Here is a 26,303-nt window from a genome sequence, read left to right on the forward strand (position 1 = left end):
CTTAAAGTAAGTTAACAATTTTGTCAGTTAACCCTTTATCACCAAGCATAATTTTCAGGTCAGTTCTTGCAGCGATCTTTTCAAGAACTTCCAGCTCTTTGAGCTTCATAAGTACTGGATTGCTCTCGAGCATTTTAGCAGTATTAGCCTGGTTTCTCATTGCGGCAGTCTCCTCTCTTCTGGAGATGAGATTTGCCTCTGCTTCTTTTTTAGCAAGGATAACTTTGTTCAGTATCTCTTTCATATCACCAGGAAGAATTATATCCCTGATTCCATGACTCAGAACCTCAATACCGTACTTAATCATTCTTGCTGCTAGTCTTTCCTCAAGCTCTTTCGCAACAGAGTCCTTTTCAGCAAGTATCGCTTCAAGTTCTCTTGTTCCGATTACTTCTCTAAGAACAAGCTGAGCTTCTCTGTAGAGTGCCTGAGTAGAATCTTCAACCATTGATACAGATTTGTATGCATCTACAATTCTGTAGTTAACAAGGGTATTTAGTCTTAAAGAAACTTTATCAGCAGTCATAATTTCTTGTCCGGAAATATCGCTTGACTTTACTCTCAGATCTACCTGATAAAGTTTTACTTTGGAAATACCTATCCAGAATGCATATCTGCCTGGTTTGAGATTCCCTATGAAGTTTCCATTCTCGAAGTACAGACCAATATGGTTGTCTTCTACAATGAATTCATTTAGTACAGCTTTCGATGCACCTGCATCCATAATTATATCCAGTTTTTCATGGACAAATTGTGGGCTTTTAACATCGATCACTTCCACTAAAACTTCACGACCAACTTTCCAAAGAGCATAAATACCAGAGTAAAGAATTCTGTCAAATCTTCCGTCAATCCAAATGACTGCACGTTGATTATCTTTTAGATCAATTACTTCTAATTCATCTTTATTAATTTTATCGGACTTGATTATTGATTCGAGTTCCTTATGGACAAGCCACGCCTCTTTTACAGAAACAATATCAAGTGCTTCATCTTTAAATGGATCTGTAAACCAGTATGAACCTTCGTTGAGTATTTCAACAAATTGTTCATCCACAAAGTACAGTCCTCTTTCGTGTGCAAGGATTCTTCTTTTACCAAACATGACTTATCTCCTTTTTATTTTTGTTAATCAGTTAATTAAAAGGGCTAATTGAAGAAAGACAACTAACTCAACACATTTCTTCTGCGGAGCGTTACTTAAGCAATTCAAAGTTGTATCGTATCTGCAAACTCAAATTCAACAACACAACTTTTAAAGAGCGGTATCCGCACGCTGCAAGGCAGAATACTAATGCTGCAAACAGAATTATGCCTCCCCAATAATTTCTGTTTGCTGCTAAATCGCTCATCCTTCCTCAAAAAGCCAAAGAACAGTTCACCTTTACAGGGTGCATGAGCGGGAATCGAACCCGCGACCTATAGATCATTAGTCTATTGCTCTTCCAATTGAGCTATCATTGTGCAGTTTCAACATCGTCTTTAGAACCCGCAACCGGAACATTAAATGATAATTGATTACTCAAACCAGATAATGCCGACCGGTCAAATATCAATTCTGCATAAATTATAAGCCAATGAGTGTGCCAGCACTTCGGCTGAAAACTTAACTGGTTTATTTTTAATGACTTATGGGAATTTTTGACCTAACTGCTTGACGACATTATTAATAATCACTATAATTAACTATAATATTTTAGATTTAAAGATAAAACTATGAAGAACATACTTTTCAGTTTGTTGGGAACAACATTAGATAAATCTTTCAAGCAAGATAGATGGGAAAGATGGCGGCCATCCGTTGCAATTTGTCAACACGAGGATTTAATAATCGATAAATACCATTTAATTTATCCGTCAAACCATCTTCGCCTTGCAGAGAATTATAGAGGATATTAAAATTGTATCTCCTGAAACAGAGGTAATTCCACATGAAATTGATTTTAAAGATCCATGGGATTTTGAAGAAGTGTACACTGGTCTTCTTGATTTCCTCGAGCACTTTGATTTTCATAAAGTGGAGGATCGATATCTTTTCAATATTACTACCGGTACCCACGTTGCTCAAATATGTATTTACCTTCTAACTGAATCACGAAGATTTCCAGGTAATATTATACAAACATCTCCTGCTCACGGAAATGCTGCAGGAACTTATTCTATCATAGATTTAGATTTATCGAAGTATGATAAAATAGCAGCACGATTTGCGAAAGAAATAAAAGATGATATCGCATTTCTAAAATCCGGGATTGAAACAAAAAATAAAAAGTTTAATGAACTTATTGATAGAATAGAATTAGTCGCCTTAAGAACTAAGGATCCAATTTTGCTGACCGGTCCGACTGGAGCTGGAAAATCCTTCCTTGCAAGAAGAATTTATGAACTTAAAAAGTTGAAAGCTTCCGTCAAAGGTCAATTTGTTGAAATAGACTGCGGAACAATTCGCGGCGATGCAGCTATGTCCGCTTTGTTTGGGCACAAGAAAGGTGCATTCACTGGTGCAATCAGCGACAGACCTGGTTTGTTAAAAACTGCTGATAAAGGAATTGTTTTTCTCGATGAGATTGGCGAACTCGGCCTAGACGAGCAAGTAATGCTTTTAAGAGCGATAGAAGATAAAAAGTTTTTTAGTGTGGGTGCAGACAAAGAATCAACAAGTGATTTTCAATTGATCTGTGGAACGAACAGAAATCTTCAGCAAAGAGTAAAAGATGGATTGTTTAGAGAAGATCTACTTGCAAGAATAAACCTTTGGACATTCAATTTGCCGGGATTAAAAGATCGTCCTGAAGATATCGAACCAAATCTCGATTATGAATTAAACCGGTATGCAGATAAAACAGGTGATGTAGTGCGATTCAACAAAGAAGCACGAGATGCATTCCTGAATTTTGCAGTTTCAAAAGATGCAAAATGGCTAGCTAACTTCAGAGATTTGAATGGTGCAATCATCAGGTTATGCACACTTGCACTTGGAGGAAGGATTACACTGGACATTCTTGAAGAAGAAATTAAAAGATTAAAATCATTATGGAAGACAGAAAAAATTGAATCTGAGGATAGGTTGATAAATAATTTTAGGCATATAATAGACATAACAAGAATCGATTTGTTTGAACAAATACAGATTGAGGGTGTTTTAAAAGTCTGTCGAGAATCAAAAAGTCTATCTGATGCAGGAAGAAAACTGTTTGCCATTTCACGCCTATCAAAGGCATCTTCAAATGATAGTGATAGATTAAAAAAATTTTTAGTCAAGTACGGATTGACCTGGGAAATGACCCAAAACAATTATATCTGAAACAGAATTAGAAATATTAAGAATCAATTTAAAATTAAAAAAACCCTCAGAATTTTATCATCTTGAGGGTTTTTGAGCTGGTGAACGGATTCGAACCGCCGACCGGCTGATTACAAATCAGCTGCTCTACCAGCTGAGCTACACCAGCTTATTTTTTGTGTGCCAAAAATATTACTTTCCAATCACCTATACAAATTAAAAACTTGATCATTTCAATTTATTTATCAAGAATTGTAAGTTCTTCAACCCAGAACAATTCGCAGCTGCCACCACCTGTGTCATCCCTTTTTAGTGAACTTTTCCACCGCCAGCCATCTTCAGTGGTAACTTCAACCAAATAGCCTTTCATTTCTATCAGGCTTCCTTTGTAAACTTCGTCAAATTTATCTTCAACGCTCTCATCTTTGGGAATGATATGGATATTCGCACTATTCAAACTAATCTCTTTCATTGGTATCGGTAGTACGTCTGCTTTCCAGCGATACCATCGGTTACTTTGTGAAATATCAATTTTATCGATTACACTTTGATCTGACATCGGTCCCCAGCCAAGAGCAAGATCTAATGGAGAAATTTCACTCTCTTTTCCCAAGGAAAAATTATTCCTACTTAATACTCTTGCTTTTATTTTATACTCTGCCAATGCTTTGAAGTTGAATTCATATTTAATCCAAAATCTTTCCTCAGAAATATTAACTTGTATTGGCTGGTCAGGTGCTGTCAGACCGGGAGGAAATGTGATAACTGTTTCAGGATAAAAGAAGTAAGCAAGAACTACAATTAACAGGGCTGCAGGTATAAGAATTTTCTTCATTTGATCTTCATTATAATTATTATTCGGTCTTTTCTTTTTCCTTAAACTCACCCGTATCAGAATATATTTTGAACTGGACCATTTTTTGTCGGATCTTTTTAATCAGTTCAAACTTTACTCCTCCATACTCAACCGTTTCATTGAGACTTAAAATTTTACCTGACTGTTCTGCTATAAATCCTGCAACGGTATTATATTCATCAGATTCAGGAAGTGTGAGAGTAAAAACTTCGTTGAAATCAGTTATCTGCATAGAACCTAGAACAAAGTATTTATTATCAGGAAATTTATAATACTCTTTTTGTTCAATAATTGCATCGTTCTTTATCTCACCGACAATTTCTTCAAGAATATCTTCAATCGTTATGACACCTTCAGTTCCGCCATATTCATCCGATACAATTGCAAGACGTTCACCTCGCTGCTGCATTTCAGTTAGAATTTCAGAAATCAATTTTGTTTCAGGAATAAAATAAGCTGGTCTTATTAAACTTTTTAAAGAAGATATCGAGCCAGACTCTATCAGAAGTTTTATAACATCTTTACTATGCAGTATTCCAATTATATTATCAATCGAATCTTCATATACCGGAATTAATGTGTGTCCCCTTAAAATAATATTTCGCAGTAGTGTTTCATCTGTTTCATTAATATCAATCGAAATCATTTCGGTACGAGGAACCATTACTTCTCCGGCCTTCAAATCATTAAACTCAATTATGTTTTGAATTATTTTTTCTTCTTTCTCATCAATCGCTCCGGATTTGACACCGTCAGCAATAATATCGAGTATCTCATCCTCGGATGGTTTTGCCTGAGCAAAATTTGTTTTTTCCTTGAATGGCAGAAGAAAGAGATCACTTGTTTTATTCAGAAATCTTGCCGGAACAATAAAGAGTTTTGAGATAGGAATCAGAATTATTACAAACACTCTTCCCAGAAAATTTGAATACTTGAATCCAAGTGCTTTTGGAATAAGATAGCTGAATATTGTAAGGAATGAAGCGATTAAAATAATTGTTAGAATAAGTGATATTATTAACCGGAGCGAATCATCATAAAATCCTACTCTCGGTTCGGTTATATCCGGATTGATAAGCTTTGCGCTCAACAGGAATCCGAATACAACAGAAGAAATTATAAACGTCAGGTATAATAAAAGTATGGTTCCATAATACGGCTCTGGATTTTTGTGTACTATATGGAACTTTTGCCAGATTGTATCTCCCCTTTCTTTAAGTTCTTCGATCTTATTTTCACCAAATGATGATAGTGCAATCTCTCCAGCAGTAATTAATCCTGCCAGAAACACGGAGATAATAAATAATACAAGTTCAACTAAATATAAGTTCATTTATCAATAGAATTTAAGTATTGTCATTTGCTTCTAATATTAGAATATAATCCATTTTCAATGCTTAAAAATAAATAAGCTATAATTAATAATATATGACCAATTGAATGGTAAAAACTATTTGGTTAAAATTGATTATTCAAAATTGATAGTTTCGGAAAAACAATGGTACCCAAAACAATAAAATTAAAAGATAAATCTTCACTTGAAATTATCTGGGAGGATGATAGTTTAAGTAATATTTCATTGAAGTATTTGAGAGATGAATGTCCCTGCGCTACATGCAAAGGCGAAACAGTTCTTCTTAAAACCTACAGACCTCCGGTAAAAAAAATGATGACTCCGGAAATGTATTTGATCAAGAATATTGAAGTTGTTGGTGAGTATGCTATTCAGATTACATGGAAAGATGGTCATAACACCGGAATTTATACTTACGAATACCTGCAGGAACTTGATAAAGGTCAGGCATCAGAAAAGAAGCAGGACTATGATACACTTCTATGATCTCCAAATCTGAACTCCAATATTATTCTTCTCTGCTGACAAAAAAGCATCGCAAATCAGAAAAGAAATTTCTTGTTGAAGGAATGAAATCGGTGCTTGAGGGCATTAATAGCAACTATGAATGTGAAGTTATCTTTATAACTAACAAGTTTGCTGAACAGTACGAAGATACTATTAAAATGCTGGAAAAAGCGAAAAAGAAAACTATATCGCTGAAGCAAAAAGAGTTTGAAAAATTATCTGATACTGAAACGCCGCAAGGAATTGCTGCAGTGTTTGTGAAACCTGGGCTTGAATTTTCACCAGAATTAATTTCAGATGATAAAATTATTGTGATGCTCGATAACATTTCTGATCCCGGAAACCTTGGGACAATATTTCGTAATTGTGATTGGTTTGGTGTGAAAAATATTTTATTGAGTGAGAACATAGTAGATTATACAAATCCAAAAGTTATCCGGTCATCGATGGGTTCTGTTTTCCACGTAAACATTTTTGAAAATATAAATTCTGATAACTTGAATGCTTTGAAAAAAGATGGTTATGAAATTCTCGCTGCTGATCTCGAAGGTGAAAATGTTTTTACTTACAGAAGTGATAAGAAAAAAATATTAATCCTTTCCAGCGAGTCTCACGGTCCAACAAAAGAAATTGAAAAGTTAAGTGATAAAAAAATCAGCATACCGAAAATTGGCAATGCAGAATCGTTGAATGTTGCTTCAGCGTCTGCTGTTTTACTTGCTCAATTAACTAAATAAAAAAGGCGACCAACCGATCGCCTTTTGAATTGGTTGTCGTCCAGTATATGATTATAGCTTTTCAGCCATTTTTAACAGAGTAATTAAACCAGCAAATCCTATAACCAATCCAACTATGTTAAGAATATTTTTAATTAACTTTTCTCTTTTTTTAATCTGCTCATACGTCTTATACATATTATCGATAACTCCTACTTAAGAATTAATAATTTTTTAACTTGAACAAATTCACTACTCTCCAAACGATAAATGTATGTACCGCTTGGGAGATTACTTGCATTAAGAGTTACCATATGATATCCTGATTCGAATGTTCCTTGTACTATTGTAGCTACAAGTTCACCAAGCATATTATATAGATTTATTTTTAATTGAGTTTGCACTGGAAGTGAAAATTTTATATTTGTCACCGGATTAAACGGATTGGGATAATTCTGGTACAACTCATACTCCGTAGGTAATAGCTCGACTTCAACCTCGGTGGAATATTCGTACGCTCCGTCTGTATCAATCTGTTTTAGACGATAAACAAATTTACTTCCACCTATCGGATTATTGTCAGTAAAATTGTAACTCTTCGGTGAATTACTGTTTCCATTTCCTTGAACAAAGCCTATCTTCTGCCAGGTTGTATTTTCATTATTTAAAGTAATTGATCTCTCGACTTCAAAGCCATAGTTGTTTACCTCTGTCTTTGTTTCCCAGTTCAAATCTATCTGATCTTCAGATACTTTTGCAGTAAAACTTGTCATCTCAACTGGTAATGCCGACCACACCGTAAATGGGTTTTGAATAGTGCCTAAAATAGCTAGGTTTTGAAAGGTTACGGGAGGATAATCTGGATTTTCATCAACTTGATCCAATTCAGCATTATAGACTTTGAAAGTTACATTTTCACCAGCCTGTTGATTTGATCCAACGGTTAAAAAGAATCGGTACCCGTTAGCAGTTGAGATATTATTATAGGCAACGCCTCTGCATTCACTTCCTACAAACGCTCCTATTTTATCATTTGGATTTGAAGAGACTATTAAATTCCAAACTATTTCTCCAATGATTTGCATATTATTTTGTAAATTTCCAACAGGTACCCAATTTGGTTCTTCTAATATTTTTTCTATTGGATCATTTAAAACTAATGGAGCTGTAGTATTTGAGGGATATGTTAATACTGTCGCATTAGTAAGTTGTGTTTTATAACCATTTCCAGGATTAAGATTCATTAATGAACCTATCCATTGGCTTGAACCCTGATCATAAACAGCAAATTGATTTTGACTTACAAACCTATCCATACTAGCTGGAGTTGCTGTCATATTAGCTAAAGCCAAGTTGATTGCAATCGATGTCCGTGGCAAATAACCAATCCATGTCCATCCCGGGTCCAAACTGATTGGGTTTGTGGAGGGATTCAAAGGTAATCCCTGAAGTGTGAAATTAGCTCCAGATGCAGAATTCAAGATGTACATTTTTTTCGGATCGATTGTAACTAAACTTCCGATCCACTGGCCAGAACTTGCATCATAGATTGCAAAATTTGTTTGTCCTATTATTCTATCATTTGCTGATGCGGATAAACCATTAAATACGGAATTAATCGCCATATTTCCTGGATCAATGTTAATCGAGAACCACGTAAATCCCGATCCAAAGTTGTATGCAAGTTCAACCATACCACAGTGAAAGATAAATGGATCAGCCAACGACCCCACTAGTGCTTGATTAACAAAGTCTATTGTTTCCAATACTGATAACTCTTCGCAAGTCGATGATTTCCACGACTTGAAAGTTACAGTTTCACCAGAAAGTTGATTGCTTGATATAGTTAGAAATATTAGGCCACCGGAAGCTGATAACGGGTATGCAATTCCTCTACACTCACTACCAACAAACGCTCCAATTGCATCAGATTCATTTAGCGTCACAACGCCGTCAAACTCAAGCTGTGCTATAACATTCATATTATTCTGTTGATTAGTAACTGCTACCCACCCGTGGTTACAACTTGATTGAATTACATTTAATATTATAGGACTAGCCCCAGCAGCTGAAACAGTTACAGTTCCATTTCTTATACTTCCGGTTCCGTTTGGTTCAGCCGTAACTTCAAAATATCCGGGTGTAGTATTATGTGGAATTGAAACTGTTAGCCAGGTTTCACTCGGTGTGGCATCAAATATTAATTCATTGAGGTTACCACAATTAGTTACATCAATATTACCACTTGTACCACCAGCACTAGGTGCATCCCAACTTGTTGTGGATATACATAATGCAGGATCTGGTAAAGGAATAGCAGTAACACTAACATAAACTGGATCTTCATCTGGATCATTGGAGCTGATTGTAATCGTTCCTGTTTCTTGCGCGGAAACTTGATTCCAATCTACACTACAATTGACAACCTGAATACTACCTGGAAAAATTTCAAAAGGCGTTGTTGGATAACCAGCGGTATTCAACCACGTTTTATCACTTGTTATTGAATTAATATTTAAAATACCAGTCCCAATACTCTCGATTGAAATAAGATTGTTCGAGCCAGTTACTGTTTGCATCGCTAAAAAAGCATTCATTCTACCAGCTCCCAATTGACCAATATAACTTGGATTTTCGTTGTCAATATTATCAGCAGAGCTAGTAATAATATTTGTCACTTCCTCTGGAGTTAGAGAAGAATTTTGAGAAAGAATTAGACCTGCTAATCCAGCAACTAATGGTGTTGACATCGAGGTTCCACTTTTATATCCATAGCTATCGTCAAATGTAGTACTCAATATATTTTCACCTGGCGCTGAAATGTCAATCCAGGAACCATAATTTGAACCGCTTGATTTCGCATCAGTGGGGTCTGTTGCAGCAACAGATATAGTCTGAATAATTCCATCAATACTACTTGGAATATTACTATTGTCATTTCCTGCAGCATGTACTACTACAATTCCATTATTATAAGCATCAGTTACTGCAGTTAAAAATACTGAGCTTGCAGTAAAACTCATACTAATAACTTTAGCACCATTATCAATAGCATAATCGATTGCAGAAAGAATAAAACTTGATGAAAGATTACCTCCACCTGAAGAATTTGCCCAACCAGCTCTTAATGCCATTATTGAACAACCATTACCCATTCCTGATACACCAATACCATTATTAGTAGAAGCAGATGCAATTCCCGAACAATGCGTCCCGTGCCCTTGAAAATCCATAGGATCATTGTCAGGAGTTTCACCATCTTCCCCCGGATAAATATCCACTATACCAGTGACCCAATCCCATCCTCTGACATCATCAATATAACCATTACCATCATCGTCAATTCCATTTCCATCGATTTCATCCGTATTTATCCATATATTGCCTGAAAGATCGGTATGATTCCAGTCAACACCAGTATCAATTATTCCAATAATTATACTACTACTACCAATTCCTAAATCCCAAGATTCTGCAGCACGAACTTTTGCCAGATGCCATTGAGAAATGTAACTTGGATCATTTGGGACACTAGAAATCTGATGTATATAGTTAGGATGAACCCACTCAATTTGCTCTTTATTCATCAATTCAGCGATAACATATTCTAGATTAAAAGTTTTCGGAAATTTTATGAGAATTGTATTTTCTAAGGTAGGTGGTAATTGTTTTCTTTTGTAAATTTTTTCTACTTGATATACACCAATTTTTTCAAATAAACTATTAAAAATTGGTGCCCCTACTCCGTCAAAATTTGATTCATTCAGAACAAGATTCATACTTGCTTTGACTTTAACGATCAATTCCCCCTGTAGATAAGGCTGTGTGAGATTGATCAAACTATTCTTATCCAGTGTTATTTTTTCTTTTGATCTATTTAAATTAGTTTCGGGTAAAGTAAGCGAAGTAGGATTAACTTGAATGTCCGGTTCAGTTGTGTACAACACACTTTTATATATTCCCCCATCTGAAACTCCTGCTAATAAAACGCCATTCGGTAAAATTCCCATACTATATACATTTAAATTGTTCAATCCGCTATTCATTTGATACCAAGATAATCCATTATCAGTAGAATGGTAAACACCCGCATAATCCGTAAAGAATAAATTTCGCGCGCTAAAAAATATTGTACTTGAGTAATGGATTAACCCGTCTGTCCGCTCATCTGAGCCAGTAGTAAATTGAATCCAAGAATTACCGTTATCCGTGCTTTTATAACTAACATTGTTGGAAACTGGAAAACAGTAAATACTGTTATTAAAATAGTTTTTCGCAAAATATGCACCCCAGCTAGAGTGTACTTGAACCAGAACCCAATTATTTCCATTATTTGTAGATTTGTATATTCCTCCGGATTGGCCATTTCCAGAACCAAGAGCAGCAAGTATCTCTCCGTTCGGAAGGATTAATATTGACTTTACCAAAGTGTTCAAAAGACCAGAGTTGTTATATGACCAAGTTGTCCCATTGTTTGTAGAACGAGCCACACCTGAATTCGTTGCAGCGAAAAGATAGTCGCTAGCTAAACTTGCAATATCAATTATATTAGTTAAAAGTCCCTGTGATAGCCAACTATTTCCTAGGTCAGTAGAATAATAAACTCCTTGACTAGTTCCAGCATAAATATTTCCATCAGGTCTAATGTATATCTTATTAACTCGCTGTGGAGATAACCCTGTATTACTCTGAAACCAGTTATCTCCTGAATCTGTAGACTTTAAAATACCACCAGTTTCAGTACCTGCTAGAAGCGTGCTGGTTGTATTAGGATGAAAAACAATTGAATAGATTTTTCCGTACGATCCCGGGACATTTGTAGGTTGCCAGAAATCTTGGGGAAATAAATTATTTACACAAATTAGAAGTGCAAATAATGTGAAAGTGTAGATATTTTTCATACTGCCCTCAAAAATGAATTTGTTGAGATAATTGATTTGAAATTAAATTTTGGTCGGTGTAAAGGTGGTAAGTAGAATAGGCTAATTGCCAAATCCAACAATCAGAAGAAAATTTAATCATATAGTGTTGCCCTCTTACGGACAAAATAAATTTAGAAATTATTAGTGGCTTTGGATTCTGTAAGATGCCCTCAAAAAATCCGTCTGCTAAATAGTAAATTGAAAATTTAAAATCAAGAAGCAGTTTCTATTAAATAAATAGTCAATAATTATTCCAAGTGCAAATTCAATTAAAGAATTTTGGCTTACTCTTAAATTGCGGTTTTAGTTGATCCTAAAAATTAGACCTTATTATGGTCAAGAAACTTTTTATTGCTTTCGTAGGAGTATATAATTAAACGTCATTTAGTATATAATATTTGGAAGTGACAACAATTTCCACTTAGATATTATCTATCACCCGTCAACAATGGCGGATTAGCGGAGCAGTATCATCTTCTTAGTTTCAACAAAACTTCCACTTTCAATCCTGTATAAATAAATTCCACTTGCTAAACCTGAAGCATCGAATTGAACTTCGTAATTACCCACTTGCTTAACTTCATTTACCAGTGTTTTCACTTCTCTGCCAAGAATATCATAAATCTTGATCCGTACTAAGTCCGGTCTAATTATGCTGTAGCGAATAGTTGTTGTCGGGTTAAACGGATTCGGATAATTTTGAAATAAGTTATAATCCTCCAACTGTGCATTTTTCTCATCATCAACTGAAACTATTGGAGGAATTGGAGGAAGTGTCACAGATTGTTCTTCGGTTGAAATTGTAAACACAGCAGATCCATAAGCTGGTAACGTAACACTGAAACTTGAAAGTTCACTTCCTAACTTTTGAAAACTTGTATCAGAGTACAAATTATTTATCCAGTAAATCGAGCCCTGATTAAACCCACCAGTGAATTTCAGGTTAGCAGTCGTTAAATTCATTGTAACTGTTTTACTTGCATTACTAAAGTTGACAACAGTTAATCCATTCGAATCGTTAAATGGTCTTAAGAAAGAATAAACTAATCCATCTGAAGTTGTTATTCTGTCAAAGTCAGATTCATCTGAGCTGTTCACTTGTCCATCGCCGTTTGTATCCAGCTTGTGCTGCGAAAATGCAGGAAACTGTGTTCGTATTTGTGCGATTCTTTGGTAATGTGGGGTAAGCAAATCTCTTCCGGCAAAATTCCAATCGATTATTCCTCTTCTTCTGACATTCAAATCAGGTTCTCCCGGATTTCCTAAACCTTTTCCCCAGCCGACTTCCTGCCCGTTCATCATCATCGGCATTCCAGGTGCAGTGAAAATTGCGGTTGACATAGGCATTGTTTTTTCAAATGAGTTATAGATGTAACTGATACGATCTTCATCCTGTGATTCCATAAATCTCATGAAGTATGAATTTTCTCCTGGATGAAAACCACCATTGTCCAATCTCGAATGTAAAGTATTAATTCCGCTGATGTTGAAATTGAAGTCGCGTACAGCATTAAAGTAAAATGCAAAATCATATGCAGCATCCAATCCTCCGTTCCTATCTGCGTACAGGACTTCAGTTCCAACCCCTGTTCCATCATCTTCGCCAAGAAGCAATATTTCTGGTTTAATATCTTTTAAAGAATTTCTAACTGGAATCCCCATATTGCTTTCACCATATTTTCTGTGAACACCCCAATAAACATCAAAACGGTAACCATCAATTCCGAACTCATTGATCCAGAAATTGTAAACATCAATCATATATTTTTTTGCATCAAGATCGCGCCAATCGTAATTCAGCAATGCATCACTGAAACCGCAGTAATAATAAATTCCCTGCGGTGTAACACATTGACCTAATCCATTATCGTTATGAGGGATGAATTGTCTCTGATAATAATTCCAATACTGCGAGTAATCTCTGTAAAGCAAAGCTTCCTGTGCAAAAGGATGTTCTCTTCCGGTATGATTTGGAGTAATATCCTGGATTACTTTCAATCCAAGTTCATGAGCCGCATCAACAAAATCTTTGTAATCCTGATTTGTTCCTAAAGATGTTTCAACTTTCAAAAAATCAATTGTGTTATAACCAATATTAATTTGATTATCAATGTTTCCGGGAACTTCAGTTACAGGCAGAATCCAGATAGTATTGAAACCCATTGCTTTTATATATGGAAGATTTGCAATCGCAGCTTGAATTGTTCCTGCAGGAGTAAATGCTTTGAAGAAAAGTAAATATATTCTTGCATTCTTTACCCAATCGGGATTATCGACGTATCCTGCAACCGTTACATTTTCACTGTCAGGAATAACAACAAAATAAGTTCTAGTTGAATCAATATTTTCATCGGGATCTTCAACAGTGAGCGATAAATAATATTCTCCCGGCAGCGAAGGTTTTGTTGTCATCACTTCAACATTTGTCTGTCCGTTAATTCCAAGTGATTGCGGATTGTTTGAATCTTCTTTCCATAGAAAAGTCAAATTTTGTCCATCAGGATCAGTACTGTTTGCACCACTAAGTGTTAATGTATTTCCATTTTGAGTGATGTCAATCTGAGCCTTCGGAATATGATTTACTTTTCGGATGATATTTAAAGTGTCAGATGTTTCTGTTTGACTTCCGATAACAGCTTTAATAACAAATTTATTTTCGCCTTCAAGTAAATAAACAACACGGTTCAGTTTCCCACCAACAACCGGAACTGTCCAGGTAGAATCAAACCGTATGATTTGAGCAGAAGTTACAGTAGTATCATATCCACCGCTTTGATTGAAAATTCCTCCCTGCAGCTTCCAGTTATTTTTCCACGTTTCAGAAGGCAAAGTAAAAAACTGAATTACATCTGCCTGGACTGTAAATGTTGATGTGTCTGCGCTTGAAGTTCCAATTGTACTTTCTGCATACAGAATCAATTGATGTTCTCCATCACCAAGTGGAGCCGGAGGAGTGAACGAAATCTCTTTAGTCACAGGATTATACAAGTCTCCGATTCCTGTGTATTCATTGCCGTCAATCATTATCTTGAATGAATTTGTATCAACACTAGAAGAGATCGAAGGGAAAAGATAAGCAGTAATTTCTGGAAATCTTGTTCTTATGACACCTGAAGCAGTTGTCGAATTTGGCAACAGGTAATGAATGGTAGGATTCCTAATGAACAGGTACGAATTATTATTATCATTTGGATTTTGTCTTGGATTCAACGGGTCAGGAAACCATTGTCCATCATTAAATTTATATTGATAGGCACCGGGAACACTCACAGGAGCAGGTAATGGATTAGGTCCACCTACTCTCAGCTTAATAGTTTTAAACCAGGTATTTGTACTCGATTCGTAGGTCATTAAAGAATTTGCATTAAGCACCCATCCATTAAATTCTCCGGGAAGATATACATTTGTCGGAGTATTATTCGGATGATAATAAAAAGTTACGAAGACACTGTCATCCTGCTGCGTAAAAATATTCTGACTAAAAAAGAATAATATGCTAATCGTAGTTAAAAATTTCATTTAGAATCCTTTGTTAAAATTTATTTTTTCTTTCCAGTGATTTGAACTGTAATTTCTCTTTTTCTCGAACGATTATCGAAATCAACAAAAATTATCTGCTGCCAGGTTCCCAATAATAATCTTCCTTTTGTGAAAGGAACGGTTAAAGATGCACCCTGAATTGCTGATCTTATGTGAGAATGTCCGTTACCATCGTGCCAGGTATTATCGTGCTCATAATTTAAGTTGACAGGAGCAATTCTATCAAAAAATTTCGGATAGTCTTTCAGCAAACCGGGTTCATATTCAATCGTTGTTACCCCGGCAGTTGAACCGCCGGCAAAAACAATCACATTTCCTTCAATAAATTTTTGCTGATAGATCAGATCTGAAATTCTATCTGTCAAATCAATAATATCACAATTTCCTTTGGTTGTAATGTTAATCGAATGGGTTTCGATTTCCATAAATAACTCTTCATAAATTATTGAAATTTTAACTATTTAAAGTTACAAAATTTCTCACCAGTGTGATGACAAACATCCTAATTACATTGGAAGTCTACCACTTCCCTCTTAATTTTGTAGAATAAATTTTTAATCAAAAACAAGGAAACGATATGACTTCACAGGATTTCATTAAGCTTGAAGATAAACACGGAGCTCACAATTATCACCCAATCGACGTTGTAATTGATAGAGGAAAAGGTGTTTGGGTGTGGGATGTTGAAGGTAAAAAGTATCTTGATTTTCTATCAGCATATTCCGCAGTTAACCAGGGACATTGTCATCCAAAAATTGTTAACGCTTTAACTGAACAAGCACAGAAACTTACTCTTACTTCAAGAGCATTTTATAACAGCTGTCTCGGTGAGTATGAAAAATATATAACAGAATATTTTGGTTATGATAAAGTTCTTCCAATGAACACCGGTGTTGAAGGTGATGAAACAGCATTTAAACTTGCACGCAAATGGGCGTATGCAGTGAAAGGAATTCCTGAGAACAAAGCAAAAATAATTTTTTGTGAAGGAAATTTTCACGGACGTACTATGATGGCAGTCTCAGCTTCTAACGATCCTGATTGCAAAGATGGCTATGGACCTTATCTCCCGGGAATCGAATTAATTCCGTTTAATAATATTCCCGCTTTAGAAAAAGCTCTGCAAGATCCAAATGTTTGTGCTTTTCTGGTTGAGCCAATTCAGGGGGAAGCAGGTGTGATGGTACCGGATGAAGGATATTTGAAAAAAGCGTATGAACTATGTAAATCTAAAAATGTTTTATTCATCGCAGATGAAGTTCAAACCGGATTATGCAGAACTGGAAAATTATTAGCCTGTGATCACGAAAATGTAAGACCGGATGTTTTAATACTTGGCAAAGCTTTATCCGGCGGTGTAATGCCAATTTCTGCTGTTTTAGCTGATGACGATATTATGCTTACTATAAAACCAGGTCAGCACGGTTCAACGTTTGGCGGAAATCCTCTTGCTGCTAAAGTTGCAATTGCTTCACTTCAGGTTCTCAAAGAAGAAAAACTTGCTGAGAATGCTGATAAGCTTGGAAAATACTTCAGGCAGGAAATGCAGAAAATAGTTGACGAGCTTGAGATTGTTACTCTTGTGAGAGGTAAAGGTTTGCTGAATGCAATTGTAATAAAACCTACAAAATCCGGTAAGACTGCGTGGGATGTTTGCGTAGAATTTAAGGAGAACGGATTACTCGCAAAACCAACTCATGGAGATATTATCCGCTTCGCTCCTCCGCTTGTAATAACAAAAGAAGAAATCGATTTTGCAATTGATACGATCAGAAAAGTGTTAAAGAAGTTTGAACACGAAGTAGTCGCTGTAGAAGCTTAATTAAAAAGCCCTCTTCGAGAGGGCTTTTTAGTTTTGGTTGATGTAGTTCTGAATTTCCTTATTAGTCTCTTCTATGATTTTATTAAACCTTTCTATTCTCGCATTTATATTCACCCAATCTTTATTTTTCCCTGAAAGTTCGATCGCATAAGCTTCATCACCAACTTGTATCGCACCTATTGAATAGCTCGAACCTTTAATTGAGTGAACAGTCTCAACTATTTTCGCCAGGTCGTGATTTGCCAGCAGTTCATTAAGGTGATTGTATTTATCATCCAGATCTGATAGAAAAGACAGGAGCAGATCTTTTTCGAATTCCTTATCTCCAAGACTAACATTTTTCAACCTGTCCTTGTCCAGAACAGGACTATGCTTGTGCTGAGGCTCATTAACGACTGAAGTATTTTCGTCTTTACGGATATCAAGCAACACATCTATTTTTTTTACAAGTTCCTGACCGGATACCGGCTTTGAAATATAATCTGTCATCCCGGCATTCAAACACTTTTCTTTATCACCCATAAGTGCATGAGCAGTGAGTGCAATAATAGGAATATCACGTTTGGAATTTGGGAATGAACGGATTTTTTCCGTTGCAGTAAACCCATCTACGTTCGGCATTTGTAAATCCATAAGAACAAGATGATAGCTACCGTTTGATACTGCATTCACAGCTTCCATTCCATCGCATACCGCAGAAACATTAAAACCAAAGGTGCTTAATATTTTCATGGTTACTTTTTGGTTTATGAGATTGTCTTCTGCAAGAAGAATATTAAATTTTTCACGTTTCTTTTTAAATCCGTTTCCACGGAAGCTTTCAATACTGCCGAGAAACTGATTTTCAAATGTTTCTTTTTCAATCTGACCTTCAGTTAATGCATCACGCTCGGTCTGAATCCTGCAATTGATTGTAAAGCTGAAAGAGCTTCCTTCACCTTCTTTACTGGTAACACTAATTTTACCGCCGAGAAGTTCCACATATTCCTTACTTATTACCAATCCTAGTCCCGTACCATGAGCGAATGATTCATAAAAATCACCTAACTGAGAATAAGGTTTGAACAATTCTTTTATTTTCGATTCAGGAATTCCGATACCTGTGTCAGTAACAGAAATTGAAACTTCGACTTCATCATTGCTTTTTCTTTTTGTTTTTGCAGCTATTATGATTTCACCATCCGATGTGAATTTCACGGCATTGTTCAATAAGTTGATCATTATCTGCCGGAGCTTTACCATATCGCCAATCAATAAAGAATCAATTTCTGCAGGAATTTCCTTTTTGATCCTTACATTTTTCTCGTTCGCTTTTAATGATACAACGGAAATAGATTGATCTACCACATTAATCAAATTGAATCTGACTTTTTCTACTTTGGCTTTTCCGGCTTCAATTTTTGAAAGGTCGAGGACCGAGTTTATAATATCCAGTAATGATTCAGATGATTGACGTGCATTTGTTGAAAAGAATTTTAATTCCTCTTCACTTGAATATGCACCGGCTTCAATCAAGGAGAGAAATCCTAAAATTCCGTTTATTGGAGTTCTGATTTCGTGGCTGAGATTTGCCAGGAATTTACTCTTTGTTCCGCTGATCCTGATAGCTTCCTTAGCGAGTTTTTCATTCTTCTCTTTTTCCTCTTTCAACATTTTAGCAACTAATTTTCTGTCTTCTTCTATTTTAACCTGTTCAGTGATATCATAAATGTTACCTTCGAAATAAATATTTCCAAATTCATCTTTAACAACTCGGTCATTCAGTCGCACTACGGCAATTGATCCGTCTTTCTTTTTTAATCTTACTCTGTAATTCTCAACTTTACTATTTGTCATCAATTCTTTTATAAGTTTATTCCTGTCTTCCTGATCAGCATAAAGTTCTTTAATATTTTTTTCCATTAACTCAACACTGTTAGAATAGCCGAGTATTTTTGTAAAAGTCTGATTGATAGTGAGCAATTTACCTTCAGCGGTTGATTGGAATATTCCTTCAAGTGAGTTATCAATAATCGCTCTGTATTTCTGATCCGATTGTTCTATTTGAAGATTTCGTTCGGCTAGAAAAAAACGCATCCTGAAATTGACTGCACAGGCAACAATAGATACCACGCTGAGGCACAAAACAAATATCACAGATTCTTTCATATTTGGAAGGAAGTAAATGCTGTGATTGTTGAAAAGTATTGAGGCGGCGAAAGTCAGGTTATAATATATTGCTACAATTATCTGGTGTTTAATCTCCCAGCTTAAAAAAAGTGCGGAAGAAAATATCATCAAACCAACTATACTGGAATTAACCAGAATTGTTGACGGTAATAGATAAATCATCAAGCCGGATGAGATGATAATGCTTAGTAATAGTAAATGAATTAGAAAAATCGATCTTTTAACCGATGTGCCATTACTGGATGTTGCAAGTACCAAAAATGCTATCAGTGTTGAAGAGAGTCTGATAAAGTAAATCTCAATTGAATTCTCCGGAAAGTATCGCACTTCTAATATCATAGCGAATGATCCGAACAGTGCTACCAGCACAGCCATAATACGCAGCGGTACATAAAGCAGGCGTTCAAGTTGCTCTATCAACTCCTTGTATTTCTCTTTTGAGAGCGGGAATTTATTCTTAAAAATAAATTCAAAAATTGAAGAGCTTATAGCCGAGGTAAATTGAGAGCCTTTATTTATATTTATTGAGTTCAATTATTGCCTTAATCAGCAAGTATAAATCGTTATGTCACTAAATTTTATCAAGATTATTCTTCACATTTAATGCCATCATGGACTTCCTGTATTCAATAGATTTATCAATATTTTACTTCTTCAATCATACCATTTCTACCGGATTTTTGAATAAGTTCTTTTCCATAATTACAGATGTAAATAAGTGGTATATAGCTTATGTTATTCTTGTTGGAATTGCTTTCTTTAAAGGCGGAAGAAAAGGCAAGATTGCCGTCATCGGATTAATTCTTTTGATCATTGTTACGGATCAGACTGGTTACAGATTACTCAAAGAATCTATCGAGCGAATAAGACCGTGCAATGCTCTTGCTGATGCAATAACGCCTGTTGGTTGCGCAGGAGGATTTTCATTTCCATCGAACCATGCACTTAATAATTTTGCGGCAGCTGTATTTCTATTAAGATTGTTCCCTGCATACAAATGGACATTTTTAGTTGTGGCGACTTTAGTTTCTCTGTCGAGGATTTATCTCGGTGTTCATTATCCTTCAGATGTTATCGGTGGTGCATTAATCGGTGCCGGGTTTGGCTACTTGTTCTCAATTGCGGCGATAAAAACTGATGAATATTTTCAAAAGAGATCAAATGCTGTTTCATCACAATAAAATTGTTTTCAAGCGATTATTTTTTTTCTCGGCTGTTATGATAATTTGTTTGTACACTGGTTTAAATTTTGGTCAGGAGACACAAAAAAGTTTTGGAAACCTTATTGTCATCATCACAGGTTTCTCAAACGAGGAAGGCAATTGCAGGTTTGCACTGGATAATTCAAAATCAGTTTATGAGCGAGAAGACTCTGTTTGGATCGGAAAGGTTTTACCGATAATTAATAAAAAAGTTGTCGTTGAAATAGATTCCTTATCGTACGGTGAGTACGCTGTGAGAGTGTTCCATGATGAAAATGAAAATGAAAAAATTGATACTAACTTTCTCGGTATACCGACAGAAGATTATGGATATTCAAACGATGCTTCAGACTGGTTTGGACCACCTTCCTGGGAAAAAGCAAAATTTATTTTCAATAAACCTGAAATGACAATAGAAATTGAAGTAGATTCGTTTCTTTAAATATTAATTATTCTTGTGAGATTATGTCTTCAATTGAAGAAAAAATAGTAGAAAAATTCTTTTCAAAGCTCGACAAAAAACTAACGGGCTGGATGGCTAATTACGGATTGTTAGTTCTGAGGATAAGTCTTGGAATAGTTTTTTTCTGGTTTGGCATATTAAAATTTTTTCATGGTTTAAGCCCGGCTGAAGATCTGGTTAGGAACACAGTCTATTTTGTTGATCCTGATTTATTTCTTCCTGTGCTTGCAACTTGGGAATCTTTAATCGGCATAGGATTGATCACAGGAAAATTTCTTCGCTTTACAATTCTTCTTTTATTCCTGCAAATGCCGGGAACAGCATTACCTCTTCTCATTCTTCCTGAAAAAGTGTGGACGGTTTTCCCATACGGTTTAACTCTCGAAGGTCAATATATTGTGAAAAATCTTGTTCTGATTGGCGCGGGTCTGGTTATTGGTGCCACAGTTAGAGGTGGAGGAATTTTGAGTGACTACAAAGTTTTGCTAAAATCAAATGAATAAAAACTAGCAGGTATTAAACCATATTTATGAAATCTTTAAAGCAACTATTTGAGAACAATCGCAGATGGTCATTAAGCCAGACACAATCCGATCCTGATTTTTTTAATCGGCTCGTCCATCAGCAGACGCCGGAATATTTGTGGATTGGCTGTTCCGACAGTAGAGTACCTGCAAATCAAATTGTTGGATTAGCTCCAGGTGAACTTTTTGTTCACAGAAATTTGGCAAACCTTGTGGTTGATAACGACCTCAACTGCGTGAGTGTAATTCAGTTTGCGGTTGAAATCCTAAAAGTAAAAAACATTATTGTCTGCGGTCATTACGGCTGTGCAGGAGTAAAAGCAGTATTGGAAGGCACTAAGCTGGGAATCACAGATGACTGGCTTTCGCATTTAAAAATCATTAGGCATAAACACGCCAAATTAATTGACTCAGGAAAAGAATATTCTTACCGTCTTAAAAAACTTTGTGAATTAAATGTGATTGAACAGGTATTCAACGTTTGCAATATAAGTGTTATTCCGAATGCCTGGCAAAAGAAACAATCACTCACTATTCATGGTTGGATTTATGACATTAAAGATGGATTGCTGCAAGATCTTGATGTTTGTATATCGAACTCAAACGAATTAATGGAAGCTAAAACAAAAGCAGTATAAGAACTATTCAAACAAAATTAAAAATGAATCCAAAGGAAATAATTAATTCACTGAATAATCTTAACCCGGAACAGAAAGCACTATGGGGAAAGATGACTCCGCAGCATATGGTTGAGCATCTGTTTATTGCTGTTCAGGCAAGTATTAATGAAATTGAAGTGAAGGTTTACACCGAAGAAAGAAAAATTCCTGTACTTAAAAGATTGTTCTTTCGGGATGGAGAATTTCCAAAAGAATTTATGAATCCTGCTATTGGTCCTGATTTATTGAATCTTAAATTCAATGATCTCCAATCAGCAATCAAAGAAATTGAAAGCGTTTTAATGAGATACAACAAATTTTTCGAAACAAATCCTTCGACAAAAACCATTCATCCGGTATTTGGTTACCTGACGAAAGATGAATGGGATATTTTCCATAAGAAACATTTTAAGCATCACCTTTCCCAGTTTGGAATATCCGATTAAACAACCCTGCTTCCCTTCCTCATCAGGTTTGACGTTTTATTAATAACTGCTTTCATTCCATCAATTATTATTTTAGTATTGGTAAGAACAAAAAAAGTTTTCCGATGAATACTTACAATACATCTCAAAAATCCGAACCCCGAATCCGGCAAACTATCCGAAGCGATTTCCGGCAGACAAAAATCAAAGAAGAATTCAAATCCGAGTATAAAGATCTGAAGCAATATTTTCTGACTGAAGAGCGGAAGAAAAAGCTTGAGAGCATGAACGCATTTAAGAAATTTTTTGTTCTTCCGTGGTGGCTCCTAAAAGCGATGTATCTCCGGCTGACTCCGTTCAGAAGAATTCTTTTTTTCATAGGGTTAATAGTATTAATAACATCTGGAAACATCCAAACAGATGGAAGTGAGACAACACTGTCCTTGAATATATCAGCTATACTTGTCGGAATAATTTTTTTATTCATACTTGCGCTTGAATTAAAAGATAAACTATTGGCAAAAACAGAGCTTGAGGAAGGCAGAGCAATCCAGCAGGCATTGATGCCGGAACAATCACCAAAAGTAAATGGATGGGATATCTGGCTGTTCACTCGTTCGGCGAATGATGTTGGAGGTGATTTACTTGATTTTATTCAGGTTGGAGAAAATAAATTTGGTGTTGCTGTCGGTGATGTTGCTGGCAAAGGATTGAGTGCTGCACTGCTGATGGCAAAGCTGCAATCAACTATCCGCGCAATAATTTATGATCAGCTTCCTTTGAGTAGAATGTGTCAAAAGTTAAATTCGATTTTTTACAGAGATAGTCCTTCCAAAATATTCGCTTCACTTGTTTATACTGAGATATCAAATTCATCCGGTGAGATTAATTTTATTAATGCCGGACATTATCCTCCTTTGGTTGTTAAGAAGGAACAAATCATAAAGTTAAGTAAAGAATCGCCGGCACTTGGATTAATGATTAATGCTGATTTCTCAGAAAAAAGTATTTCTCTTGAAAAAGATGAATTTATGTTGATTTATTCCGATGGATTGACTGAAGCACAAAATGTTTCAGGTGATTTCTTTGAAGAGAAAAGGCTGATTGATCTACTGAATAAGAAACACTATTTAACTTCCCGGCAGCTCGGAGAGATGATAATTGAAAATGTAGACTTCTTCAGGGGAAAAGTGCCAGCACACGATGATTTAACTCTTGCGATTTTGAAGAAGGTTTGAAATTTCCACTCCCCTCCTCTCCGAGGAGGGGACGAAGGGGTGGTGCGACAAAGTTATTTCCGAATTTTTAACTAAACACCACCCCGTCCGGCAACTACCGGACACCCCTCCTCAGAGAGGAGGGGATAACGTTTTATTTTATTATTCTTTTCTGAAATGGCTTTTTATTTCTTTAAGCACTTTATCAAGATTTAATAATACTTCCTGATTTTCAAATCTGATTACTTTTATTCCTTCAGCTTCAATCTGCTTTGTTCTATTCTCGTCATCTTTAATTGCTTTTTCGTCGAAGTGAAAATCTCCATCGAGTTCAATAACCAGTTTTTCTTCCGGACAGTAAAAATCAACAATAAAATTTTTTACGCTTGACTGTCTTCTGAATTTTCTTCCTTCAAACTGACTGTTCTTCAAGTATCCCCACAGAAATGCTTCAGCTTGGGTTGCATTGTTTCGAAGATGTTTTCTTTTATCCTTCAGATTCTTTCTGTTAAAAGTCTTCATACTTAAAATTATAAAAAGTGCAGGTTTATCCCCTCCTCTCCGAGGAGGGGATGAAGGGGTGGAGGGAGAAAAAGTAGTTATTGAGTTTTAAGTATAAGCACCACCCCGTCACTTCGTGACACCCCTCCTCATAAATGAGGAGGGGATATTAATTTATTTTATAATTATTATTTGAGAAGTATCATCTTTTCTGAATCGGTGAACACAGGTATATTTCTTTCGTCTATTACTTGTATCGAATAAATATACATTCCGCTTGACATATGACTGTATGTTTTTCCCATCATCACTTCAAACTTTGTAATCTTACTTTTGTCTTCTGCATTCGGCTGAAAGACTACTTCATAATATCCTTTCTCCTGCCATTCGTTCACTAGTATTCTTACCAACTCTCCTTTCAAATCATAAATACTTAGTCTAACGTGTCCCCTTTCTTTTAACCTGTATGGAATTTTTGTGGATGGATTAAATGGATTCGGGTAATTTGCCAGAAGTCTGTATCCGTCGTATCCTTTTGGAGGATGTTCTCCTAATCCTGTTACCAATACATTTATCTCTTCACTCGGATAGCTCTGGTTTCCCTGGTTGTCGAATGCTGTTATCACATAATAAAATCTTGTCTCTTTGTTTACCGGTGGAAGCTGATCGTAGTAAAATGTATCCGGTGTTTCTGCTATCATTTTTGTTGAATCGTAGATAAGAATTGTAACTGTATCCCTGTAAATCCTGTAATGAGAGAAATCTGCTTCTGTGTTTTTATTCCAGGTTAGTTTTACAAGTCCTTCTTCTATCGTGGCAGTTACATTATGAGGAGGGCGGGGAGCCAAATCCTCATAAGTATATGTCCAGCCGTAAGGACCACCATAAAGCCCGATGTCGCTTCTGCTTCCGTCTCTGTCAAGAATTGTTGGATCGCCTGCATCTATTAAAGGTGAATATTTCTCAAGATGAAAATCCAAATCTCCTTGTGTTGTGTCATCATTTACTACCATCGGGTCAACTGAGAGGTTTGTTGTGTCTGGTGTGAAGCCATAATAATTAATATCGTTATTCCATACGTTGTTGTATTTAAAAATCAGATTCTGTGTGCCCCAGGCTTCTATTCCTCTTTCTGCATTCGTAACAACATTATTTTTTACAGAATGATTGGGACCAATACTAATCACATATTCCAAATCTTGAAAGTTCCCTGTCGCATAGTTATTGACTATATATAGATGATTGCTTCCATTCGTATAAATTGCATCTATTCCCTGCTCTGCATAAATTTTATTATTGAATACCCAGTTAGAGTCTGAAGCAAAACTATGCAGGAAAATGCCATCAATACCACCTTTCAGAATTATTATATTGTTTGTTATTGTTGATCTGGTACCGGGTGATTTAGTTATACCATTACTTTTAGTTTCAATATAATTAGAATCTATTACCGGTTTATAATTTGAATTATCAGCTGTTATATAAATACCTTCACCGAGTGTCTCGGCTAATGTAAAAATATCATTTCTGCTTATTCTAGAATTAGAATTATATAATAAAACACCAATTCGTAGATTGAAATAATAATTTCTATAAGCTTGAATATCGGAGAACCAAAGCAAAATACCTGTATTAGAATTAGAAAATTTGTTTTCTGTTATCAACCCATTTTGTCCTGTTGCGTAAATACCATATCCATAATTAAAGTCATTAGAAGTTCGAATATAGAACCCTGTCACAAGACAAGAATCTTTCATCGTAATTGTTTTATTGCCAGAAGGAGGGTAAATCCTGCTATCCACGACGCAGGAATCTGTTCCTGCACCAATGAGTGCTAACCCCGGTATCATCACAACCTGTTCTTGGTAAACTCCGTTGGCAACATAAATGGTATCGCCAAAGACAGAAATGTTAATACACTTTTGTATGCTGTCTGCGGCGGTTTCCCAGCTTGTGTAGGGTGGTATGCTGCTTCCGGTTTTGCTGACAAATCTAATCGTAGCGTTAAGCGGTAAGCTGTAAGCGATAAGAAGGAAAAATAAAATCAGGAAGAGAGTTTGGTAATATTTTTTGTAGTCGTTCAAGTGCACACTCTCAAATTCGTTTATATAAATATTTTTTAAAATAAAAGAGTAATAACACT

At 35.7% G+C, this 26,303-nt stretch carries 19 protein-coding genes, 2 tRNA genes and 1 pseudogene; 10 read left to right on the forward strand and 12 right to left on the reverse strand.

The genetic code is table 11. The features are described from left to right. Position 1: 1 nt before the first annotated feature. From IPM14_07330 to IPM14_07340, 3 genes are all read right to left on the reverse strand, one after another. Positions 2 to 1,105 carry a slipin family protein gene (locus IPM14_07330; GenBank protein ID MBK9097920.1) on the reverse strand — a complete coding sequence of 368 codons (1,104 nt, stop codon included), beginning with the start codon at positions 1,103 to 1,105 and terminating at the stop codon, positions 2 to 4. A gap of 91 nt (positions 1,106 to 1,196) precedes the next feature. Beyond that, positions 1,197 to 1,352 (reverse strand): hypothetical protein, encoded by a 156-nt coding sequence (locus IPM14_07335; GenBank protein ID MBK9097921.1) that lies wholly within the window; start codon positions 1,350 to 1,352, stop codon positions 1,197 to 1,199. 39 nt (positions 1,353 to 1,391) lie between these two features. Further along, positions 1,392 to 1,467 (reverse strand) — tRNA-Ile (locus tag IPM14_07340). A gap of 249 nt (positions 1,468 to 1,716) precedes the next feature. Here IPM14_07340 and IPM14_07345 point away from each other — a divergent pair. Next, positions 1,717 to 3,304: pseudogene (locus IPM14_07345) on the forward strand (sigma 54-interacting transcriptional regulator). Positions 3,305 to 3,379: 75 nt separating this feature from the next. Here the strand turns inward: IPM14_07345 and IPM14_07350 are convergent. The 3 genes from IPM14_07350 to IPM14_07360 all read right to left on the reverse strand — a co-directional run bounded on the left by IPM14_07350 (position 3,380) and on the right by IPM14_07360 (position 5,472). Beyond that, positions 3,380 to 3,452 (reverse strand) — tRNA-Thr (locus tag IPM14_07350). Positions 3,453 to 3,521: 69 nt separating this feature from the next. Next, entirely contained in the window at positions 3,522 to 4,118 is a 597-nt protein-coding gene (locus tag IPM14_07355) for a hypothetical protein (protein MBK9097922.1), read from the reverse strand. A gap of 19 nt (positions 4,119 to 4,137) precedes the next feature. Beyond that, positions 4,138 to 5,472: an HlyC/CorC family transporter gene (locus tag IPM14_07360; GenBank protein ID MBK9097923.1), complete on the reverse strand. Its 1,335-nt coding sequence runs from the start codon at positions 5,470 to 5,472 to the stop codon at positions 4,138 to 4,140. Between the two features lie 165 nt (positions 5,473 to 5,637). Between IPM14_07360 and IPM14_07365 the strand changes: the two genes are divergently transcribed. After that, on the forward strand, positions 5,638 to 5,979 hold the full coding sequence (locus IPM14_07365; protein MBK9097924.1) for a DUF971 domain-containing protein: 342 nt from the start codon (positions 5,638 to 5,640) through the stop codon (positions 5,977 to 5,979). Then, the gene (locus IPM14_07370; protein MBK9097925.1) at positions 5,976 to 6,737 is read left to right on the forward strand and encodes an RNA methyltransferase; all 762 of its coding nucleotides are present in this window, start codon (positions 5,976 to 5,978) and stop codon (positions 6,735 to 6,737) included. The genes IPM14_07365 and IPM14_07370 overlap by 4 nt, the downstream gene beginning before the upstream one ends. A 191-nt stretch (positions 6,738 to 6,928) precedes the next feature. Here the strand turns inward: IPM14_07370 and IPM14_07375 are convergent, their stop codons facing one another. The 3 genes from IPM14_07375 to IPM14_07385 all read right to left on the reverse strand — a co-directional run bounded on the left by IPM14_07375 (position 6,929) and on the right by IPM14_07385 (position 15,603). Next, complete coding sequence (locus tag IPM14_07375) at positions 6,929 to 11,617, reverse strand: S8 family serine peptidase (GenBank protein ID MBK9097926.1); 4,689 nt, start codon at positions 11,615 to 11,617, stop codon at positions 6,929 to 6,931. A 477-nt stretch (positions 11,618 to 12,094) separates the two neighbouring features. Beyond that, the gene (locus IPM14_07380) at positions 12,095 to 15,157 is read right to left on the reverse strand and encodes a T9SS type A sorting domain-containing protein (GenBank protein MBK9097927.1); all 3,063 of its coding nucleotides are present in this window, start codon (positions 15,155 to 15,157) and stop codon (positions 12,095 to 12,097) included. Between the two features lie 20 nt (positions 15,158 to 15,177). Then, positions 15,178 to 15,603 carry a YjbQ family protein gene (locus tag IPM14_07385; GenBank protein ID MBK9097928.1) on the reverse strand — a complete coding sequence of 142 codons (426 nt, stop codon included), beginning with the start codon at positions 15,601 to 15,603 and terminating at the stop codon, positions 15,178 to 15,180. A 152-nt stretch (positions 15,604 to 15,755) separates the two neighbouring features. Between IPM14_07385 and rocD the strand changes: the two genes are divergently transcribed. Then, complete coding sequence (rocD, locus tag IPM14_07390; GenBank protein ID MBK9097929.1) at positions 15,756 to 17,000, forward strand: ornithine--oxo-acid transaminase; 1,245 nt, start codon at positions 15,756 to 15,758, stop codon at positions 16,998 to 17,000. A 27-nt stretch (positions 17,001 to 17,027) separates the two neighbouring features. Here rocD and IPM14_07395 read toward each other — a convergent pair whose 3' ends face one another. Continuing rightward, a complete protein-coding gene (locus tag IPM14_07395; protein ID MBK9097930.1) occupies positions 17,028 to 19,589 on the reverse strand; it encodes a response regulator in 2,562 nt (853 codons plus the stop codon). 188 nt (positions 19,590 to 19,777) lie between these two features. On the opposite strand from IPM14_07395, the gene IPM14_07400 reads away from it, so the two are divergent. From IPM14_07400 to IPM14_07425, 6 genes are all read left to right on the forward strand, one after another. Further along, the gene (locus tag IPM14_07400; protein ID MBK9097931.1) at positions 19,778 to 20,350 is read left to right on the forward strand and encodes a phosphatase PAP2 family protein; all 573 of its coding nucleotides are present in this window, start codon (positions 19,778 to 19,780) and stop codon (positions 20,348 to 20,350) included. Further along, a complete protein-coding gene (locus IPM14_07405) occupies positions 20,331 to 20,813 on the forward strand; it encodes a DUF2141 domain-containing protein (GenBank protein ID MBK9097932.1) in 483 nt (160 codons plus the stop codon). The genes IPM14_07400 and IPM14_07405 overlap by 20 nt, the downstream gene beginning before the upstream one ends. 23 nt (positions 20,814 to 20,836) lie before the next feature. After that, positions 20,837 to 21,337: a DoxX family protein gene (locus IPM14_07410; GenBank protein ID MBK9097933.1), complete on the forward strand. Its 501-nt coding sequence runs from the start codon at positions 20,837 to 20,839 to the stop codon at positions 21,335 to 21,337. 26 nt (positions 21,338 to 21,363) lie between these two features. After that, on the forward strand, positions 21,364 to 21,996 hold the full coding sequence (gene can / locus IPM14_07415; protein MBK9097934.1) for a carbonate dehydratase: 633 nt from the start codon (positions 21,364 to 21,366) through the stop codon (positions 21,994 to 21,996). A 23-nt stretch (positions 21,997 to 22,019) separates the two neighbouring features. After that, positions 22,020 to 22,463, forward strand: a complete 444-nt coding sequence (locus tag IPM14_07420; GenBank protein ID MBK9097935.1) for a DUF1569 domain-containing protein — start codon at positions 22,020 to 22,022, stop codon at positions 22,461 to 22,463. Between the two features lie 104 nt (positions 22,464 to 22,567). Further along, a complete protein-coding gene (locus tag IPM14_07425) occupies positions 22,568 to 23,680 on the forward strand; it encodes a PP2C family protein-serine/threonine phosphatase (GenBank protein MBK9097936.1) in 1,113 nt (370 codons plus the stop codon). 141 nt (positions 23,681 to 23,821) lie between these two features. Here the strand turns inward: IPM14_07425 and IPM14_07430 are convergent, their stop codons facing one another. Together IPM14_07430 and IPM14_07435 are read right to left on the reverse strand one after the other, a co-directional pair. Next, positions 23,822 to 24,181, reverse strand: coding sequence for an endonuclease domain-containing protein (locus IPM14_07430; GenBank protein MBK9097937.1), 360 nt, complete (start codon positions 24,179 to 24,181; stop codon positions 23,822 to 23,824). A 167-nt stretch (positions 24,182 to 24,348) separates the two neighbouring features. Continuing rightward, entirely contained in the window at positions 24,349 to 26,244 is a 1,896-nt protein-coding gene (locus IPM14_07435) for a right-handed parallel beta-helix repeat-containing protein (protein MBK9097938.1), read from the reverse strand. Positions 26,245 to 26,303: the final 59 nt, after the last annotated feature.

The sequence above is a fragment of the bacterium genome (assembly GCA_016716565.1).
In the GTDB taxonomy this organism is placed as follows: Bacteria; Bacteroidota; Ignavibacteria; order Ignavibacteriales; family Ignavibacteriaceae; genus IGN2.